22 protein-coding genes are annotated in these 18,205 nt (G+C 64.0%); 13 read left to right on the top strand and 9 right to left on the bottom strand.

Features of this window, described 5'->3' with window-relative positions:
• Nucleotides 1–105 precede the first annotated feature (105 nt).
• Nucleotides 106–1,083 carry a Bug family tripartite tricarboxylate transporter substrate binding protein gene (locus NKK50_RS06795; protein WP_023726470.1) on the bottom strand — a complete coding sequence of 326 codons (978 nt, stop codon included), beginning with the start codon at nucleotides 1,081–1,083 and terminating at the stop codon, nucleotides 106–108.
• Nucleotides 1,084–1,289: 206 nt separating this feature from the next.
• Here NKK50_RS06795 and NKK50_RS06790 point away from each other — a divergent pair, with 206 nt between their 5' ends.
• Nucleotides 1,290–2,063 (top strand): IclR family transcriptional regulator, encoded by a 774-nt coding sequence (locus NKK50_RS06790; protein ID WP_023683085.1) that lies wholly within the window; start codon nucleotides 1,290–1,292, stop codon nucleotides 2,061–2,063.
• On the opposite strand, the gene NKK50_RS06785 is transcribed toward NKK50_RS06790, so the two are convergent.
• The 3 genes from NKK50_RS06785 to NKK50_RS06775 all read right to left on the bottom strand — a co-directional run bounded on the left by NKK50_RS06785 (nucleotide 2,050) and on the right by NKK50_RS06775 (nucleotide 4,183).
• The gene (locus NKK50_RS06785) at nucleotides 2,050–3,150 is read right to left on the bottom strand and encodes an OmpA family protein (protein WP_352543208.1); all 1,101 of its coding nucleotides are present in this window, start codon (nucleotides 3,148–3,150) and stop codon (nucleotides 2,050–2,052) included. The genes NKK50_RS06790 and NKK50_RS06785 overlap by 14 nt on opposite strands.
• Nucleotides 3,151–3,270: 120 nt before the next feature.
• Nucleotides 3,271–3,810 carry a GNAT family N-acetyltransferase gene (locus NKK50_RS06780; RefSeq protein WP_023726468.1) on the bottom strand — a complete coding sequence of 180 codons (540 nt, stop codon included), beginning with the start codon at nucleotides 3,808–3,810 and terminating at the stop codon, nucleotides 3,271–3,273.
• A 142-nt stretch (nucleotides 3,811–3,952) separates the two neighbouring features.
• Entirely contained in the window at nucleotides 3,953–4,183 is a 231-nt protein-coding gene (locus NKK50_RS06775; RefSeq protein ID WP_023683083.1) for a YdeI/OmpD-associated family protein, read from the bottom strand.
• A 141-nt stretch (nucleotides 4,184–4,324) separates the two neighbouring features.
• Between NKK50_RS06775 and NKK50_RS06770 the strand changes: the two genes are divergently transcribed.
• The 4 genes from NKK50_RS06770 to NKK50_RS06755 all read left to right on the top strand — a co-directional run bounded on the left by NKK50_RS06770 (nucleotide 4,325) and on the right by NKK50_RS06755 (nucleotide 8,026).
• Nucleotides 4,325–4,780, top strand: a complete 456-nt coding sequence (locus NKK50_RS06770) for a DUF2214 family protein (protein WP_023735112.1) — start codon at nucleotides 4,325–4,327, stop codon at nucleotides 4,778–4,780.
• 178 nt (nucleotides 4,781–4,958) lie between these two features.
• Entirely contained in the window at nucleotides 4,959–5,936 is a 978-nt protein-coding gene (locus NKK50_RS06765) for a tripartite tricarboxylate transporter substrate-binding protein (RefSeq protein WP_023683081.1), read from the top strand.
• 98 nt (nucleotides 5,937–6,034) lie between these two features.
• Nucleotides 6,035–6,508 carry a tripartite tricarboxylate transporter TctB family protein gene (locus NKK50_RS06760; protein ID WP_023683080.1) on the top strand — a complete coding sequence of 158 codons (474 nt, stop codon included), beginning with the start codon at nucleotides 6,035–6,037 and terminating at the stop codon, nucleotides 6,506–6,508.
• Nucleotides 6,509–6,517: 9 nt separating this feature from the next.
• Nucleotides 6,518–8,026: a tripartite tricarboxylate transporter permease gene (locus tag NKK50_RS06755; protein ID WP_023683079.1), complete on the top strand. Its 1,509-nt coding sequence runs from the start codon at nucleotides 6,518–6,520 to the stop codon at nucleotides 8,024–8,026.
• Here NKK50_RS06755 and nth read toward each other — a convergent pair.
• Nucleotides 7,986–8,819, bottom strand: a complete 834-nt coding sequence (gene nth, locus NKK50_RS06750; RefSeq protein ID WP_023691952.1) for an endonuclease III — start codon at nucleotides 8,817–8,819, stop codon at nucleotides 7,986–7,988. The two genes, NKK50_RS06755 and nth, sit on opposite strands and share 41 nt — an antisense overlap.
• A gap of 22 nt (nucleotides 8,820–8,841) precedes the next feature.
• Here nth and NKK50_RS06745 point away from each other — a divergent pair, with 22 nt between their 5' ends.
• Nucleotides 8,842–9,336: a DUF2244 domain-containing protein gene (locus NKK50_RS06745; RefSeq protein ID WP_023700093.1), complete on the top strand. Its 495-nt coding sequence runs from the start codon at nucleotides 8,842–8,844 to the stop codon at nucleotides 9,334–9,336.
• 10 nt (nucleotides 9,337–9,346) lie between these two features.
• Here NKK50_RS06745 and NKK50_RS06740 read toward each other — a convergent pair whose 3' ends face one another.
• Nucleotides 9,347–10,162, bottom strand: a complete 816-nt coding sequence (locus NKK50_RS06740) for a class I SAM-dependent methyltransferase (RefSeq protein ID WP_023683077.1) — start codon at nucleotides 10,160–10,162, stop codon at nucleotides 9,347–9,349.
• Between the two features lie 133 nt (nucleotides 10,163–10,295).
• On the opposite strand from NKK50_RS06740, the gene NKK50_RS06735 reads away from it, so the two are divergent.
• From NKK50_RS06735 to NKK50_RS06715, 5 genes are all read left to right on the top strand, one after another.
• Nucleotides 10,296–11,183: a methylated-DNA--[protein]-cysteine S-methyltransferase gene (locus NKK50_RS06735; RefSeq protein ID WP_502896566.1), complete on the top strand. Its 888-nt coding sequence runs from the start codon at nucleotides 10,296–10,298 to the stop codon at nucleotides 11,181–11,183.
• A gap of 141 nt (nucleotides 11,184–11,324) precedes the next feature.
• The gene (locus NKK50_RS06730; RefSeq protein WP_023740841.1) at nucleotides 11,325–12,233 is read left to right on the top strand and encodes a ribokinase; all 909 of its coding nucleotides are present in this window, start codon (nucleotides 11,325–11,327) and stop codon (nucleotides 12,231–12,233) included.
• Complete coding sequence (locus NKK50_RS06725; protein WP_352543206.1) at nucleotides 12,230–13,690, top strand: amidase; 1,461 nt, start codon at nucleotides 12,230–12,232, stop codon at nucleotides 13,688–13,690. Before NKK50_RS06730 ends, NKK50_RS06725 begins: the two co-directional genes overlap by 4 nt.
• A gap of 98 nt (nucleotides 13,691–13,788) precedes the next feature.
• On the top strand, nucleotides 13,789–14,403 hold the full coding sequence (locus NKK50_RS06720) for a LysE family translocator (protein ID WP_023669737.1): 615 nt from the start codon (nucleotides 13,789–13,791) through the stop codon (nucleotides 14,401–14,403).
• Nucleotides 14,404–14,509: 106 nt separating this feature from the next.
• Nucleotides 14,510–14,824 (top strand): hypothetical protein, encoded by a 315-nt coding sequence (locus NKK50_RS06715; RefSeq protein WP_023728527.1) that lies wholly within the window; start codon nucleotides 14,510–14,512, stop codon nucleotides 14,822–14,824.
• 209 nt (nucleotides 14,825–15,033) lie between these two features.
• Here the strand turns inward: NKK50_RS06715 and NKK50_RS06710 are convergent, their stop codons facing one another.
• Nucleotides 15,034–15,975, bottom strand: a complete 942-nt coding sequence (locus NKK50_RS06710; protein ID WP_023698210.1) for a nucleoside hydrolase — start codon at nucleotides 15,973–15,975, stop codon at nucleotides 15,034–15,036.
• Between the two features lie 144 nt (nucleotides 15,976–16,119).
• On the opposite strand from NKK50_RS06710, the gene NKK50_RS06705 reads away from it, so the two are divergent.
• Nucleotides 16,120–16,545 carry an Hsp20 family protein gene (locus NKK50_RS06705; protein ID WP_023669741.1) on the top strand — a complete coding sequence of 142 codons (426 nt, stop codon included), beginning with the start codon at nucleotides 16,120–16,122 and terminating at the stop codon, nucleotides 16,543–16,545.
• 64 nt (nucleotides 16,546–16,609) lie between these two features.
• Nucleotides 16,610–16,867, top strand: a complete 258-nt coding sequence (locus tag NKK50_RS06700) for a BQ00720 family protein (protein WP_023683072.1) — start codon at nucleotides 16,610–16,612, stop codon at nucleotides 16,865–16,867.
• Between the two features lie 71 nt (nucleotides 16,868–16,938).
• Here the strand turns inward: NKK50_RS06700 and ptsN are convergent, their stop codons facing one another.
• Together ptsN and hpf are read right to left on the bottom strand one after the other, a co-directional pair.
• Nucleotides 16,939–17,403: a PTS IIA-like nitrogen regulatory protein PtsN gene (ptsN, locus tag NKK50_RS06695; protein WP_023669743.1), complete on the bottom strand. Its 465-nt coding sequence runs from the start codon at nucleotides 17,401–17,403 to the stop codon at nucleotides 16,939–16,941.
• A gap of 108 nt (nucleotides 17,404–17,511) precedes the next feature.
• On the bottom strand, nucleotides 17,512–18,096 hold the full coding sequence (gene hpf / locus NKK50_RS06690) for a ribosome hibernation-promoting factor, HPF/YfiA family (protein ID WP_023683071.1): 585 nt from the start codon (nucleotides 18,094–18,096) through the stop codon (nucleotides 17,512–17,514).
• Between the last annotated feature and the right edge of the window lie 109 nt (nucleotides 18,097–18,205).

The raw sequence follows: 18,205 nt of genomic DNA, 5'->3' as shown, positions 1-18,205 counted from the left end.
CGGCATCCTCCCGCCGGCCGCATCCGCAGTTTCACTCCCAGCGCATGATATGTCCATGCCGCAGGCGAATGTCGGAAGGGGCGGCCGTGGCCGCCCCTGAAGACATCAGGCGAGGCCGAGATCCTTGAGGATCGCGGTGATGCGGGCGGTGTCGTCGACGAGGAATTTCGCATAGTCGTCGCCGGTGAGCAGGATGGGCGTCCAGTTGCGGTTCTTGCATTCGGCTGCCCAGGCATCGCTCTTGGCCATGGTCTCGATCATCGTGACCATCGCCGCCTTGTCGGCGTCGGAGACGCCTGGCGGTGCGAAGACGCCGCGCCAGTTGAACAGTTCGACGTCAATGCCGGCTTCCTTCATCGTCGGTGCGTCGATGCCGTCCTGGCGCTTGTCGGCGGAGATCGCCAACAGCCGAAGCGCGCCCGCCTTGACCTGCTCGGAGAACTCGCCGAAGCCGGAAATGCCGGCCGCCACCTGGTTGCCGAGCAGCGCCGACAGCGCCTCGCCGCCGCCGGCGAAAGGCACATAGGAGAGGTTGGTTGCCGGAACGCCGACCGTCTTGGCGATCAGCCCGAACAGGATGTGGTCGGAGCCGCCGGCCGAGCCGCCGGCCACCGGAACCTTGGTCGGATCCGCTTTGAGCGCCGCAACGAAATCGCCGGCCGTCTTGAACGGCGAATCCGCCGGCACTACCAGCGCCTCGAACTCGCCGGTGAGGCGAGCGATGGGCGTCACTTCGGAGAGGTTGTTGGCCGATTTGTTGGCGATGATGGCGCCGACCATGACCATGCCGGCCACCATCAGCGAATTGCCCTTGCCCTTCCACTGGCTGATGAACTGCGGCAGGCCGACAGTACCGCCGGCGCCGCCGACATTGGTGATCTGCGAGCCGGAGATCAGTTTTTCACTGCGCAGCACCTGGTCGATGGTGCGCCCCGTCTGGTCCCAGCCGCCGCCGGGCGCGGCCGGCACGAAGATCTGGATCTGCGGTGCATCCTGACCGAGGGCGGGCGTCAAATGCGTTGCAACGAATCCGGCAGCGCCTGCGGCCGCGGTGCTCATCAAAAATCTGCGTCTGTTCAGCATGGGATTCCTCCAAATCACGACACCTCCTCCGGTGCCTGCCAGAAACGTAGCCTGAAAACAGACCCGCTCGGCAAAAATTCATGCCGATTTCGGTACGTTCTGTCAACAGGAACGCTGTTCTACTAGACAGAACCATGGATGTGCGGCACAATCGCTTCGGCCGGCCTTTGTCCGGGCAGGTAAACTGGAATGAAACTGTTCGTGAGATGACCGAAGCGCGATCCCAGCCGTTGCCGGCCGATGGTGTTGCCGCGCTCGACCGCGCGATCGCCATTCTCGACGCGTTCGCGACCGCCGACCGCTCGCTCAGCCTGGCCGAGATCGCGGCGCGCACCGGGCTCTACAAAAGCACCATTTTGAGGCTGGCGAACTCATTGCTGCGCGGGCAGTTGCTGGAGCGGCTCGACGATGGCCGCTACCGCATCGGACCCGCCACCTTTCGGCTTGGCGCGCTTTACCAGCGCTCGGTCGTGGCGGTCGACATCCTGCTGCCGATCATGCGTGATCTTGCCGAACGCAGTTGGGAAAGCGTGGCGTTCTATGTCCGCTCGGGCGACGCCCGCACCTGTCTCTACCGCGTCGAATCCAAGCATCCTATCCGCTACACGATCCGGGAAGGCGACCTGCTGCCGTTGCTCACCGGCTCGGGCGGCCGCGTGCTGGCAGCGTTTTCAGGCCAGCCGGGCGAACCATACGAGACCATCCGCAAGGCCTGCCACTATCTGTCGATCGGCGACCGCGACCCTGAGACGGCGGGCGTCTCGGTGCCGGTGTTCGGACCGGGCCGCGTTCTGCTCGGCGCCTTGACGCTCGCCGGCCCGTCGACACGCGTCGATACGGCGTTCCTGCGCCGCATGACACCGGACCTGCTGGAGGCCGCCGCTCGCGCCACCCGCGCCTTCGGCGAGGATGCCTCGATGCTGGAGCAGGCAGCGCGCCTAGCCGGCGCTGAAACCGTGATCGGCCTCAGTTCGCCTTGACCAGCACCACGCGGCGGTTCTTGGCGCGGCCGGTTTCGTCATCATTGCTGGCGACAGGCGCCATCATGCCGGCGCCGGCGGCGGTCAGCCGGCCGCCATCGATGCCGTATTTCGAGACCAGCGCCGCCTTTACCGACTGCGCCCGCCGCGACGACAGATCGATATTGTAGTCGAAGGCGCCCTGGTTGTCGGTATGACCGACGACGATCACCGCCATGCCGGGCTCGTTGGTCAGAAGCGTCGAGATCTCCTTCAGCGTCGGTTCCGATTCCGGCTTGATGTCGGCCTTGTCGGTGTCGAAGAAGATGCCGTAGAGCGAGATGGAGCCGGTGGCCGACAGCGATTCCGCCATCTTGGCCGCTTCGACCACCACCATCTTCTTGTCGCGCGCCTTGGGCTCCAGCACCTGAACGACGGCGATGGTGCGGCCGTTGAGTTCCTTGCAGTAGAGGTCGTCGATCAGCGAATAGGCCTGAACCGTGACATAGGCGTCGCCGCCATCCTGCGGCAGCTTGGCAGCGAAGAAGCGCTGGTCGTTGATACCGGTGGTTACCGCACAGGCGCCATTGGAAAAGGCCGCGTCCTTGACGTCGCTTTCATGGAAGAAATACATCATCAGGCTCATGTCGCCGCCGCCACCGCTCGACGACCGGTCGGCGGCGCCGCCGCACTCTTCCTTCTTGCATTCGAACAGGACTTCGCCGCCGGCGGCCGCGATCACATCCTGGTAGTTGCGCAGCACTTCGAGCGGGGAGCGCTCGGCCGGCAGCACATAGACGATGCGGGTCAGCGCGCCTTCGACCTCGGCCTTCTTGTCCGGCGCGAACACACGGTTGTTCATCGTGTCACGGGCATCCGGATCGGCGCTCGGCTTCAGCGGCGACAGCGGCACTGTAAAATCGGTATAGGCGAATTTTTCGTAGGAGACGATGAACGACCCCTCATAGCGCTTGGCCAGATGATTGTCGGCACCGCCCTCGATGTCGGCGGTCGGCACCGTCGCATCGGCGCCCGCCAGTTGCACGGCCGCCAGGAGCAGCAGCCCCGCCCAGAAAAGCTTCAGAAATATCGCATTGATTGCACGCATGGTCGGCTCCCCCAAAGAGCAATTCCAGGAAAAGTGTGAGCGGTTTTCCCACAGGAATTGCGTAGCTAGATTAGAATAGCCAACCCTGGCAGAACGTGGAAATTGCGTCGATGAAGCGCTTCACACCCGCCGTTCGAGCAGGATCGTCGGCCCATCGTGATAAGTGGTTTCCAGGACCTTGGTGTAGCCGCACTTTGCCGCGACGTTCAACGAGCCGGTGTTTTCCGGATCGATGATGCAGACGGTTCTCGCGCCGGCAAAGGTTTCGTCGCCCCAGGCCAGGGCCCTTCTGACGACTTCGCTGGCAAGACCCTTGCCATGCGCTTGCGGCGCCAGCGCCCAGCCGGCTTCCGGAATGCCCTCGAGCGACGGCTCGATGTCGCGCTTCAGGTCGTGGAATCCGGCCTCGCCGATGAAGCGACCGCTGGCCTTGTCCTCGACCGCCCAGAAGCCGTAGCCAAGCAGCGACCACAGGCCGGCATGCCGCAGGAACCGCATCCAGCTTTCCTCCCGCGTCCGCGGCTTGCCGCCGATGAAACGGGTGGTGACGGGGTCGGCCCACATGACGGCATAGTTGTCGAAGTCTTCGATCCGGTGCGCCCGCATGATGGTCCGTTCCGTTTCGAGAACCGGGACGCCGGCTGTTTTTGGACTGCCCATGAAACTCTGCCTCCGTTGACGGTCAGCGCTTAGCAAACCAGCGCGCCCGGACAAGGGCCAAGCCGGATCATCATTCAGCCAGGGAAGCTTCCGAACGGCCTGGCGCGACCAGGCGGTCGAAGCGAACAGCGTCGGCTTACTTTCAGCCGTGCCAGACCATCTTCATGTAGAGCCCACCGCGCCGCAATTCGTCCAGCATCTGGTCGAGCCGCTTCTGCCTGGTGTCGCTGCGTTTGGCGCGGGCGACCCAGCCGAGATAATCGTTCTTCTGGTAGTCCGGCCGCGCCTCGTAGGCCGCTGTCAGTCCTTTTTCGGTCAGGGCGATGCGGATGTCGTCCGGCATCGGGTTCAGGGCGCGCTTCAGTCCGGTCATTTCAGAAAACCCCAGCTGTCAGGATGGCGACGCCGATGGTCCAACCCAGGTCCGCCTCTGGGAATTCTGCCGAACGATGCTACCTTTCGCAACCGGTCCGGCAAGGGCCGGTCTCGATACCGCCAATGGGAGGAGAACGCCATGGACACCACCGATCTCGTGCTTGCCATTTTCCATCATCTGCTGGTGTTGTCGCTGGCCGGCATCATCGGCGCCGAATTTGTCCTGATCCGCGGCGACCTCTCCGCCGCCACGCTCAAGCGGCTTGCCGGCATCGACCGCCATTATGGCATCATCGCCATGCTGATCATCATCATCGGCATCTGCCGCGTCATCTACGGCCTGAAGGGCTGGGAATTCTACGTCTACAACTGGGTGTTCTGGGCCAAGATGGCGGCATTCGGCATCGTTGGCCTGCTGTCGATCATCCCGACCATCCGCTTCATCTCCTGGAACCGGCAAGCCAGTGCAAATCCCGGCTTTCAGGTGCCGGTTGCGGAACTCGCCTCGGTGAAGACCTATGTGCGCGCCGAAGCCTTCATCTTCCTGCTGATCCCGATCTTCGCGGCGGCGATGGCGCGCGGCTACGGTTATTGAAGCAACGCCAACACCAAACCCATCTCCTCCGGGCATACTCCCCACTGATCGCCATGGTTGCGCACGACTGTATTTTGCAGTTTGCGTCAGGCGACAATCTGTTAGCTTGCCTTTGTTGCACCCTCGCTGCCTGACCTGCACAGCGATCGGAGATTGATATCCTGGGAGGAGAATTACGATGAGGAAAATTGTAGCCGCCCTGGCCGCCGCCGCGGCCGTCACGCTTTATTCGTTCACCGCCAGCGCACAGACCTATCCCGAGCGCACCATCACCGTCGTCGTGCCGTTTGCGGCCGGCGGTCCGACCGACACGGTTACGCGGCTCGTCGCCGAAGCCATGTCGAAGGATCTCGGCCAGCAGATCATCGTCGAAAATGTCGGCGGCGCCGGCGGCACGCTGGGCGCCGGCCGCGTCGCCAACGCCGACCCGGATGGCTACACGCTGCTCCTCCATCACATCGGCATGGCGACCAGCGCGACCCTCTACAGAAAACTCGCCTACGACACGCTGAACGCCTTCGAGTATGTCGGCCTCGTCACCGAGGTGCCGATGGCCATCGTCGCCCGCAAGGACCTGGAGCCGGCCGACCTGAAAGGGCTGGTCGAATACGCCAAGACCAACAAGGACACCATCACCGTCGCCAATGCCGGCATCGGCGCTGCCTCGCATCTGTGCGGCATGCTGTTCATGAGCGCCATCGGCACGCCGCTGGTCACCGTGCCCTACAAGGGCACCGGTCCGGCCATGACCGACCTTCTCGGCGGCCAGGTCGACATTATGTGCGACCAGACCACCAACACCACCAAGCAGATCCAGGGCGGCACGATCAAGGCCTATGCCGTCACCACGCCGGAGCGCCTCGACGTGCTGAAGGACGTGCCGACGACCATCGAAGCCGGCCTGCCCGCGGTGCAGGTCGGCATCTGGCACGGCCTCTATGCGCCGAAGGGCACGCCGGCCGAGATCACCGGCCGACTGTCGAAATCGCTCCAGGTCGCGCTGAAGGACCCCAACGTCATCGCCCGCTTCGCCGAACTCGGCACCAAGCCGTCGTCCGAGGCCGACGCGACGCCGGCAGCGCTGAAGGCCAAGCTGGAAGGCGAGATCATGCGCTGGAAGCCGATCATCGAAGCCGCCGGCCAATACGCCGACTGAGGCTTGAACGGGGCGCTGCCGGCGCCCCGTTTTCGCTTCGACGTCCGTTTTCACATTTGCAACGGCAAGCCCGTTGCAAGGGTCAGGGGAGGACCGCCATGAAACCTTTCGCCATCGACAGGGCAAACGGCCTGTGCGCCGCGCTGTTCATCTTTTTCGGCGCCTTTTTCGCGATACAATCGCTCGGCCTCGAAATCGGCACCGCCTTCCGCATGGGACCGGGCTATTTCCCGCTGGTGCTGGCGATCGTGCTGATCGTGCTCGGCGCCATCATCCTCGTCCAGGCGGTGCGCGTCGAGGGCGAGCCGATCGGCCCCATTGCGTGGCGCGGCATGCTGTTCATCCTGCCGGCGCCGATCTTTTTCGGCATGACCGTGCGCGGCCTCGGCTTCGTCCCGTCGATCTTCCTGACGGCGCTGATCGCCTCTTTTGCCAGCGCCCGCATGAAGCCGCTGACGGCACTTCTGCTGTCGGCCGGCCTGACGCTGTTTTCGGTGCTGGTCTTCAGCTACGCGCTCGGGCTGCCATTCCAGCGCTTCGGCCCCTGGTTGCCCCAATGGCTGGCATTGTGAGGCGCTGAGATGGACCTCCTCAGGAACCTCGAACTCGGCTTTTCGACGGCCACCACGCCGGCCAATCTGGGTTTTTGCCTCATCGGCGTTCTGCTCGGCACGCTGATCGGCGTCCTGCCCGGCATCGGCGCCACCGCAACCATCGCCATGCTGCTGCCGATCACCTTCCAGATCGGCGACCCGGTCTCGTCCCTCATCATGCTGGCCGGCATCTACTACGGCGCCCAGTATGGCGGTTCGACCACCGCCATTCTCATCAACATGCCCGGCGAATCCTCCTCGGCCGTGACCGCCATCGACGGCTACCAGATGGCCAGGAACGGTCGCGCCGGGGCGGCTCTGGCGATCGCCGCGATCGGCTCGTTCTTCGCCGGCACGGTGTCGACCTTCCTGGTCGCCGTCTTTGCCCCGCCGCTGACGGCAATAGCCCTGCAATTCGGCGCGGCCGAATATTTTTCGCTGATGATCGTCGGCCTCGTCTCGTCCATCGCTCTCGCCCATGGCTCGATCGTCAAGGCGCTGGCGATGGTCGTGCTCGGCCTGCTGCTCGGCATTGTCGGCACCGACATCTACACCGGCACGCCGCGCTTCACGCTCGGCATCCGCGAATATGCCGACGGGCTGAACTTCGTGGCGGTGGCGGTCGGCGTCTTCGGCGTCGCCGAGATCCTGCGCAATCTCGAAAACGAGCACGAGCGCTCGGTGATGATCAAAAAAGTCTCCGGCCTGATGCCGACCCGCGACGACTTCAAGGCGATGGCAGCACCCATCGTGCGCGGCACGATCATCGGTTCGGCGCTCGGCATCCTGCCCGGCGGCGGCGCGGTGCTTGCCGCCTTTGCCTCCTACACGGTCGAAAAGCGCGTGTCGAAACACCCGGAGGAGTTCGGCAAGGGCGCCATCGCCGGCGTCGCCGGACCGGAATCGGCCAACAATGCCGGCGCCCAGACCTCCTTCATTCCGATGCTGACGCTGGGCATTCCGGCCAATCCGGTCATGGCGCTGATGATCGGCGCCATGATAATCCAGGGCATCGTGCCCGGCCCCAATGTCGCGATCGAGCAGCCGGCGCTGTTCTGGGGCATCATCGCCTCGATGTGGATCGGCAATCTGATGCTGATCGTGCTGAACCTGCCGCTGATCGGGCTATGGGTGAAGCTGCTGACGATCCCCTATTATGTGCTCTTCCCGATCATCATGGCGTTCTGCTCGATCGGCGTTTACAGCGTCAACACCAACGCCTTCGATCTCTACGCGGTCGCATTCTTCGGCCTGCTCGGCTACATCCTGACCAAGCTGCGTTGCGAACCCGCACCCCTGCTGCTCGGCTTCGTGCTCGGCCCGCTGCTCGAGGAAAACCTGCGCCGCGCCATGATCCTGTCGCGCGGCGACCCCTCGACCTTCGTGACGCGGCCGATCAGCGCCGGCCTGCTGCTCGTCGCACTGGCCGTGCTCGTCGTCGTCTTCCTGCCGTCGGTCAAGAAGAAGCGCGAAGAGGTGTTCGTGGAGGAAAGCTAGTTGTCGGGACGCCGGGCGCCGCGATTTCCACGAGCGGCGCCGGCACGTCTGTCGTCTTCACCTCGGCCTTGCAGAGATCGGCGATGACGCAGGCCGGGCAATCGGGCTTGCGCGCCTTGCAGACATAGCGGCCATGCAGGATCAGCCAGTGATGCGCATGGCGCATATACTCGTCCGGGATGATCCGCAGCAGCCCTTGCTCGACCTGTTCGGGCGTCTTGCCTGGCGCCAGGCCGAGGCGGTTGCCGATGCGGAAAATATGGGTGTCGACCGCCATCGTGTGCTGGCCGAACGCCATGTTGAGCACGACATTGGCGGTCTTGCGCCCGACCCCCGGCAGCTTGACCAACTCATCGCGCTCGCTGGGCACCTCGCCGCCGTAATCGCGTATCAGCGCCTCCGAGAGCGCCACGACATTCTTGGCCTTGTTGCGCCAGAGTCCGATGGTGCGGATGTACTCGCCAACCCTGGCTCCGCCCAGCGCCAGCATCTTTTCAGGTGTGTCGGCGACCTTGAACAACGCCCGCGTCGCCTTGTTGACGCCGGCATCGGTCGCCTGCGCCGACAGCACCACGGCCACCAGCAGCGTGAAGGCGTTGACGTGCTCGAGCTCGCCCTTCGGCTCGGGCCGCTGCACCGAAAACCGCCGGAAGATCTCATGCACCTCGGCGGCGCTGTAGAGCGAACGGACCCGCGCCGGCGCCGGTCGCGGCTTGGCATTCGAGCCGTCGCGCCGCCCGGGCGGCAGTTCACTTTTGGATAGGGAAAGATTTTTGGACTTGGGGCTGGCCATTCCCTTCCTATAATATCCTGGGATGAGCGACACAAACGCCTCGTTTCAGGCCGACGAGCCATTCTTCCAGGCGCTGCTGACACCGCACCGCTCGCTAGGCCGCACCGGCTTTGCCGTGCTAATGGGCGCGCTGCTGTTCGGCTGGGTGGTGACCGGGGCGTTTTTCCTGTCGCGCGGCGCCTGGCCGGTGTTCGGCTTCTTCGGCCTCGACGTCATCGCCGTCTACGTCGCCTTCCGCGCCAACTATCGCGCCGCCCGTGCCCGCGAGGAAGTGTCGGTGTCGCGCACCAGCCTCGACATCCGCAAGACGGCGCCCTCGGGAAAGTCGGAAGCGCATCGCTTCAACCCGTTCTGGGCGCGCTTTTCCGTCGCTCGCCATGCCGAGATCGGCATCACCAGGATGACGGTGGAAGCACAAGGACAGAATGTGCCGATCGGATCATTCCTGGACCCAGACTCCCGCGAGAGTTTTGCTGTGGCCTTTTCGCGGGCACTGACAAAAGCCAGGACGCGCTAGAGCCGCCGCATTAGAACCGGTAGCGTAAAATCCTGCCGACCTTGCGCAATGCGGGAATGTGTCTCCACAGTCCGATGAACAGTTTCGCGGACCAGCCCATGTGCGCGGTGCGTTCGGCGCTGTAGGCCGAGATGTCATCGACAAAGCGCAGCTTCGGAACGGCACGCTCCAGTACCTGCGGGTCGTCGATCGCCCAGTGAACCTCGGCGCCCGTCGCCCTGATGGTCGGATTGAGGCGCAGCATCTTCAGGCCGAAGTGGCTGTAGGCGTCGAACATCAGCTCGCCGCCGGCAAGATGCGCGACAAGGCGTGACAGCAGCCGTGGCCCCTCCTCTACCGGGAGATAAGGCGTCAACCCCTCCATCACCACGACGGCCGGACGATTGCGCGGCACTTCTGCCAGCCAGTCTGGGTCGGTTACCGAAGAGCCGACGAGGTGGTAGTGGTCCCGGGACGGGTAAAGCTTGCGCCGGAGCGCGATGACATCCGGAAAATCGACATCGAACCACTCCACGCCTTCGGGTGGATCGACACGGAAAATGCGCGTATCGAGCCCGCAGCCGAGATGCAGCACGATGGCGCCGGGATTTCTGGCGATGAAGTCCTGAACGCGGACATCATACGTCTTGGCCCGGATCGCCAGGCCGATGCCGAGATTGGTGTCGACCTTGAGGCGCGAGAAATCATAGTCGATCTTGCGCACGGCCTCGTCGGCGAAGCGATCCCCGAGCAGCGAATGCGGCAGCCGGCTTTCCAGTGCCTTGCCATAAAGCGTCATCAGCAAGGTCTCCCTTGCTCCGCTCAGATTCACCCTTTCGCCGGCCATTGGCATCTCCCGGGGCGCAATCCAGTATTTATCTGGTAACAGGCGGCAACAAGGCAAGTTTCGGGTGGTTGCAAGGGGCGGAAAGACCGATATTCGCGGTCAAGGAGATATTGCCATGAACGCCCAGATGACCATGAATTCGCAGATGAAACCGACAGCGATCCTGCAGCACGACATCACCCCCGAGGGCAGCGACTACGAGGTCGTGCGCCGCGCCATCGAGAAGATCAGCCTCGACTATCGCGACCAGCCCTCGCTGGAAGCCCTGGCAGCCGATGTCGGCGAGACACCCACGGGCCTGCAAAAGCTGTTCACCCGCTGGGCCGGCCTGTCGCCAAAAGCCTTCCTGCAGGCGGTCACCCTCGACCATGCCCGCAAACTGCTCGATTCCGGCATGCCGCTCCTCGAAACATCGTTCGAACTCGGCATGTCCGGCCCCGGCCGGCTGCACGATTTGTTCGTCACCCACGAGGCGATGTCGCCGGGCGACTACAAGACGCGCGGCGCTGGCCTGACCATCCGCTACGGCTACCACATCTCGCCCTTCGGCATCGCCCTGATCATGGTCACCGACCGTGGCCTTGCGGGGCTCGCCTTCAACGATCCGGGCGGCGAGCGGGCGGCGTTCGCCGACATGTCGGGCCGCTGGCCGAACGCCACCTATGTCGAGGACATGAGCGCCACCCAGCCCTATGCGGCGCGCATCTTCGATCCGACATTGTGGCGCGCCGACCAGCCGCTGCGCGTGGTGATGATCGGCTCCGACTTCCAGCTGCGCGTCTGGGACGCGCTGCTCAGGATCCCGATGGGCAAGGCCTGCACTTATTCCTCGATCGCCTCCAGGATCGGCGCGCCAAACGCCAGCCGGGCGGTGGGGGCGGCGGTCGGCGCCAACCCATTGTCATTCGTCGTCCCTTGCCATCGGGCGCTGGGCAAGTCCGGCGCACTCACCGGCTACCACTGGGGCCTGACCCGCAAACGCGCCATCCTCGGTTGGGAAGCGGGCCAGACCGCGTCCTGAAGCTGCCCGCATCAAACAACACCGGCGAAATCCCTTCGCCGGTGTTGTTCTTTTTGCGAGCTCCCGGCGCAAAACATCCGCACGCTCTGGCAAGCCGCCGGCTTACAGGTTAGCTTCCCGCGCATTCCGCAGGAGGCTTTCTTGATCATCGTTGTCGGCTCGATCAACCTCGACCTTATCGCCAATGTCGACCGCCTGCCTTCGCCGGGCGAGACGGTCCGCGGCTCCGGCTTCGCCACGGCGCCCGGCGGCAAGGGCGCCAACCAGGCGTTGGCTGCGGCGCGCGCCGGCGCCAAGGTGCGCATGGTCGGCGCCGTCGGCAAGGACAATTTCGCAACCGAAGCCCTGGCTTTGCTCGTGGCCGGCAAGGTCGATCTCTCCGGCGTCGGCCAGAGCTTCGCCTCCACCGGCACGGCGCTGATCCTCGTCGGCGCCGATGGCGAGAATGTCATTGCCGTGGTGCCGGGCGCCAATGATTCGGTGCTGCCCGGCGATCTCGCCAAGGCTTTCCTTGCGAAGGGCGACGTCGTCCTGCTGCAGCACGAGATCCCGTTGCAGACTGTCGATGCAGCGCTCGACGCCGCACGCGCCGCCGCCGCGGTCACCGTGCTCAACACCGCGCCGTTCCGTAGCGAGGCGGCAGCGTTGCTCGGCAAGGCCGACTACGCCGTCGCCAACGAAACCGAATTCGACCTTTACGGCGAGGCGCTGTCGCTGAAAGGCCGCGACCGCCCGGCGCGCATGCGCGACTTCGCCCGCAAGACCGGCCGCACCATCGTCGTCACGCTCGGCGGCGACGGCGTGCTGGCGGCGACCCCGGAGGATTTCCTGACCGTGCCGGCGCTGAAGATCACGCCGGTCGACACCGTCGGGGCCGGCGATACTTTTTGCGGTTATCTCGCCGCCGGGCTGGCGTCCAACCTGCCGCTGGAGCAGGCTCTCACCCGCGCCGCAGCCGCCGGCTCGCTCGCCTGCCTGAAGCCCGGCGCCCAGCCGGCCATCCCGCTGGCCGCGGATGTGGACACCGCCCTGCGCAACAACGCCGGATGACAGCCCTGCGCCCCGCAACGAAGCACGCCGTGCCCCCCGCCGGCGACATCTGCCGGATGTCCGCTGTCGACCTGGCCGAGGCGATCCGGCTGCGCCGCCTGTCCGTGCGCGAGTTGGTCGCCGCATTCCTCGACCGCATCGACGCGGTAAACCCGCTGGTCAACGCCATCGTCTCGTTGCGCGAGCGCTCCGACATCCTGCGCGAGGCCGACGCGGCGGACGCGCATCTAGCGCAAGGCGGGCCGGCCGGCTCGCTGTTCGGCCTGCCGATGGCGATAAAAGACCTCGCCATGACGCGCGGCTTGAGGACCAGTTTCGGCTCGCCGATCTTCGCCGATTTCGTGCCGCAGGAGGATGATTTCTTCGTCGAGCGCATCCGCAAGGCCGGCGCCATCATCATCGGCAAGACCAACGTTCCCGAATTCGGGCTGGGATCCAACACCTACAATAATGTTTTCGGACCGACGCTGAACGCGTTCGATCCGGCGCTGACCGCCGGCGGCTCGAGCGGCGGCGCAGCGGTCGCCCTTGCGCTCGACATGGTCCCGGTCGCCGACGGCAGCGATTTCGGCGGCTCGCTGCGCAATCCGGCGGCGTGGAACAATGTCTATGGCTTCCGCCCGTCGCAGGGCCTTGTCCCCGGAGGGCCGGACCTGGAAGTCTTTCATGCTCAGATGGGCATAGACGGGCCGATGGGCCGCAGCATCAGCGACATGGCGCTGCTGCTCGACGTGCAGGCGGGCTACCATCCGCATGCGCCCTTGTCCTGGGAAAAGCCTGGTTCATTCCTCGAAGGGCTGGCAACGCCGGCAAGCGGCGGCCGCGTCGGCTGGCTCGGTGATCTCGGCGGTCACCTGCCGGTGGAGCCTGGCATCCTCGATCTGTGCGAGGCCGCACTCGGCCGCTTCGCGGAGGCATCCTTCCTGACCGAGCCCTTGCTGCCGGATTTCGATTTCGAGGCACTGTGGCAAGCCTTCGTGACGCTGCGGCAGGCGAGCAGCGGCTCGGCGCTGAAAGTCCATTATGACGACCCGCACAAGCGCGCCCTGCTGAAGCCGGAAGCCGTCTGGGAGGTGGAGAACGCCATGCGGCTGACGGCGCCGCAGATCCGCGCGGCCTCGGTCATCCGCACCTCCTGGCACCGGACGCTGCTGTCGCTGTTCGAGCACTTCGATCTCATCGCGCTGCCGACGGCGCAGGTCTTTCCTTTCGAAGTCGGCACGCATTGGCCAAGTGAGGTCGCCGGACGGACGATGGACAGCTACCATCGCTGGATGCAGGTTTCGGCCTTCGCCACGCTCGGCGGCTGTCCGGCGCTCAACGTGCCCGTCGGCTTCGACGACAAAGGCCGCCCCTTGGGCATGCAGCTGATCGGCCGGCCGCGCGGCGACCTCGCCGTGCTCAGGGCCGGAGCGGCCTATGAGGCGACCTTGCCTTGGCAGGTGGGGGCGTCCTGACGCGAGGGGCGGCACGGTCTGCGACCGGCTTGCACCAGCCCCGCCGCCATGCATTGATTGCAGCCAGCCGCCTAAGCGCATCCTCGAGGAAATCCCCCATGTCGCTGGAACTCTACGCCGCCTATGTCCTTGCCTGCATCGTCATCATCCTGGTGCCCGGTCCGACTGTCACGCTGATCATCGCCAACAGCATCCGCCATGGCTACCGCGCCGGCCTTGCCAATGTCGCCGGCACGCAGGCTGGGCTCGCCGTGATGATCGCCATTGTCGGCATCGGCCTCAACACGCTGATATCGGGCATGGGCCACTGGTTCGAATGGGTACGCCTGATCGGCGCCGCCTATCTGATCTGGATGGGGGTGCAGATGTTCCGTTCCAAGGGCGCGCTGAATGCCGACGGCACCGCGAGAAAGCCGCGCGGCGGCTTCTTCCTGCAGGGCCTGCTGGTGGCGCTGAGCAACCCCAAGACCCTGGTGTTCTTCGGCGCCTTCTTCCCGCAATTCATCGCCCCGCAGGGCAATTACACCCTGCAGATCGTCGTCATGGGCCTCACCGCCATGATCTTCGCCGCCGTCTCGGATTCCACCTATGCTCTCGCCGCCAGCCGCGCCGGCCGCCTGCTCTCGGCAAGCCGCATTAAGCTGATGTCCAGGATCAGCGGCAGCTTTCTGGTCGGCGGCGGCCTGTGGCTAGCTTTTTCGAAGGCGAAGTAACAACCGTGGACGGTCGTTTCCAACGGCAGAATGAGCCCGTACGTGAAGGCTGATTGAAAGTCAGTCTCCACGCCACCACATGACTTTGTGCTGGGGATTCTTTCAAATGTCATGGACTTATAGGGATTTGAAAAGGAACGCGCCCGGCGTGGTCCTGATCGTCGCCATGTTCGCGATGATGGTTCCTTCGGCGCTCTACAAATGGACGAATGACGCGAGCCCTATCCGGTCAGTCGAGCCAATCCACGCAACGGTCAAAAGCGCCCAATCGGACCACGACCACACCCTTTATCTGGTTTCGCTCGAAAGCGGTTCGTCCATTCTTGTCGATGACGACCGGCCGCATCTGATCGGCGCGACGGCAAACATGGAGCGCGTCACGCGCGAGAATGGAATGGTCTTCTATCGATTTGCAAAGTGAACGGCGGCGGCGCCTTCCTTCTCCCCCTGTGGGAGAAGGTGGATCGGCGCGATAGCGCCGAGACGGATGAGGGGTGTTCCAGCGGAGTGAGACGTGGGCGTTCCCTGGAACACCCCACATCCGTCGCCTTCGGCGACGCCGCCCGGGGGCGAGCCACTTGTCTCGCCCCGTCCCTTCGGAACCCACAATGGGAGAAAGGAAAGACAGAGCTAAAGCCGCGCCAACCTCTCAACCAGCAGCGCGAAAAACGCGTCATGGTCGATGTCGCGCATCACCATGGCGTTCTTCGGCCGCTTGGTCACGCCCCACCAGTCGATCACGGTCATGCCCATGGTGAGTTCGGAGGTCGTTTCGACGGTGACGTTGCAGTTGCGGCCCTTGAACAGCTCCGGCTTCAACAGATAGGCGATGACGCAGGGGTCGTGCAGCGGGCCGCCATCGGTGCCGTATTTCTCCTCGTCGAAGCGCTCGAAGAACTCCAGCATCTCGGCCGTCGCGGTGCCGACCCGGGTGCCGAGCTGGCGGATGGCCTGCGTGCGCTTGGCCGTGGTCAGCGCCTTGTGGGTGACGTCGAGCGGCATCATGACGATCGGAATGCCGGATTTGAACACCAGGTCGGCGGCTTGCGGATCGACATAGATGTTGAATTCTGCGGTCGGCGTGACATTGCCGCCTTCGAAGAAACCGCCGCCCATCAGTACGATTTCCTTGATGCGCGGCGCGATCTTCGGCTCACGGATCAGCGCCAGCGCGACATTGGTGAGCGGGCCGAGCGCGCACAGCGTGATCGTGCCGGCCTCTTCCTTCATCAGCGTCTCGACGATGAAGTCGACCGCATACTGGCCCTGCAGCTTCATCTTCGGATCGGGCAGTTGCGGGCCGTTGAGGCCGGTCTTGCCATGCACTTCCTCGGCGGTGACCAGCTCGCGCGCCAACGGGCGGATGGCGCCTGCATAGACCTTGATGTCGGGCCGGCCGGCCAGTTCGCAGATTTTCCTGGCGTTCTTTTCGGTCAATTTCAGCGGCACGTTGCCGGCAACAGCAGAGATGCCGACGATCTCCAGCTCGGCGCTGCCGAGCGCCAGCAATATGGCGACGGCATCGTCCTGGCCGGGATCCGTGTCGATGATGATCTTGCGGGTCTGGGGCATTTCATTTCCTTATGCGGGGGAGTCTTTTTGGCGGGGGTGTTCGGCGGCTTGAACTTGGCCGCGGCGCGGACCATATCAAGACCATCGGGAAAAATGCCATCCGGGTTTTTCCAGTTTATGTCGCTCCAAAGAGGACAGTGTAACATGAGCCGAATGACGCCCTTCTCCAGCCCGCTTCTCCTTGGTTTCGATGCCATGGAAAAGACCCTGGAACGACTGGCGAAATCCGGTGACAGTTATCCTCCCTACAACATCGAGCGCCTCAGCGGTGCTGACGGCAAGGCCGAAAGGCTGCGCATTACGCTGGCTGTCGCGGGTTTCGCCGAAAGCGATCTCGATGTCACCACGGAGGAAAACCAGTTGGTCGTGCGCGGCCGTCAAACCGACGACACTGAGCGCGAATTCCTCCACCGCGGCATCGCCGCGCGCCAGTTCCAGCGCTGTTTCGTGCTGGCAGACGGCATGCGGGTGATCGCAGCGGAACTGAAGAACGGCCTTTTGTCGATCGATCTCGATCGGCCGGATACCGAACGGCTGGTACGGAAAATAAATATATCGGTGAAAGACTGATCTTTACCGATGGCTCTCATGCGGGATGGCCTTGAGCGGCGTCCTCGCGCCAAGGAGGCTTGAAATGACCAGAACTGACGAAACCATCACCATGACCAGCGGCGAATTCGCCCATCTCGGCGAAGGCTCGGTCGCTTATCTCCGCAAGGTCTCGAGCGACGAGCTGCTCGGGCGCTTCCCCAACCTCGGCGAAATAGCGCCTGGTATGGTCCTGTGGGCCCTGTTTGCCGCCAACGGCCAGCCGATCCTGCTTTCGGATGCGAAAGACCGGGCTTTGGCCGGCGCCATGGAAAACGACCTGACCACTGTCGCCATTCACTAAGGCGACTGCTGGCGGTTGAAATGGAGAGGGCCGCCTTCGGCGGCCCCTGGAAGACTTAAATCCGAAGAACTTCAGGCGGCGTGCGAGGCCTGCGTGTCCGAAAGCAGTGCGTGGATGGCGACCGCGTCGCGCGTGCCTCTGATCTTGGCCACCGTGTCGGCGTCGCGCAAAACCCTGGCGATGCGCGACAGTGCCTTGAGGTGATCGGCGCCGGCGCCTTCCGGGGCCAGCAGCAAAAACACCAGATCGACCGGCTGGTCATCCAAGGCCTCGAAATCGACCGGCGTCTCCAGACGGGCAAAGACGCCGGCGATGCGCTTCACCCCGGCGAGCTTGCCGTGCGGAATGGCGATGCCGTTGCCGACGCCGGTGGAGCCCAGCCGTTCGCGCTGCAGGATGGTGTCGAACACTTCGCGCTCCGGAATGCCGGAAATCGCCGCCGCTCTCTCGGACAGCAACTGCAGAAGCTGCTTTTTGGAGTTCGCCTTCAACGCCGGCAAGATCGCCGGAACGTTGAGAAGATCGCTCAGATCCATATTTGAAATCCCTTATTCGCCTGCCGTCGCCAGTCCTCGCCCCTCGCGCGGCTGGCTATTATCCCTGTGCGACCATTGTCGTCACCTGTGCGACCATTGTCGTTGTCGTCACGCCTGTGCGACTTTGGTCGTCGACGGGTCGATCCAGCCGATATTTCCGTCCGGCCGCCGATAGACGATGTTGAGGTGGTCGTTTCCGGCGTTGCGGAAGACGAAAACCGGGCTGTCCTTGGTGTCGAGTTCGATAACCGCCGACGCCACCGACATGGTCTGCAGCGTCATGGTTGATTCGGCGACGATGGCCGGGGCGTAGTCCTCCGGAATGTCCTCATCGTCATCGGTCAGCGGCGCCATCACCGTATAGGCGATGTCGGTGATTTCACCATTTCCAGTGCCTGAATTGTGCGATTTCAGACGGCGTTTGTAGCGCCGCAGCCTGGTTTCGAGGCGGTCCGCGGCCGCCTCGAAGGCAAGTGTCGGATCCTGGGAATCGCCGGTTGCCTGCAGCGAAGCGCCGGAATCCAGCCTGATCATGCAATCGGCCGAGTAACGCGACCCCGATTTGATGACCGTGACGTGCCCTGAAAAACCGCGATCGAAATATTTTCCAATCGCCTCGCCGACACGATCGGTAATGCGCGTACGCAACGCATCGCCGATATCCATGTGTTTACCCGATATGCGCAATTTCATCTGAAAACTGACCTTCCTTGCTCAGGCTTCAAACTGGCCAGAGTTTATACTCGTGATCCGTGCGCACAAGCTTTGCGGCGTCAACTCGCGCCGATTTTAGATCCGAACT

The organism is Mesorhizobium sp. M0001 (assembly GCF_040324255.1).
In the GTDB taxonomy this organism is placed as follows: domain Bacteria; phylum Pseudomonadota; class Alphaproteobacteria; order Rhizobiales; family Rhizobiaceae; genus Mesorhizobium.
The sequence above is the reverse complement of the archived record's forward strand: the minus strand, read 5'-3'. Positions and strand labels throughout refer to the sequence as shown.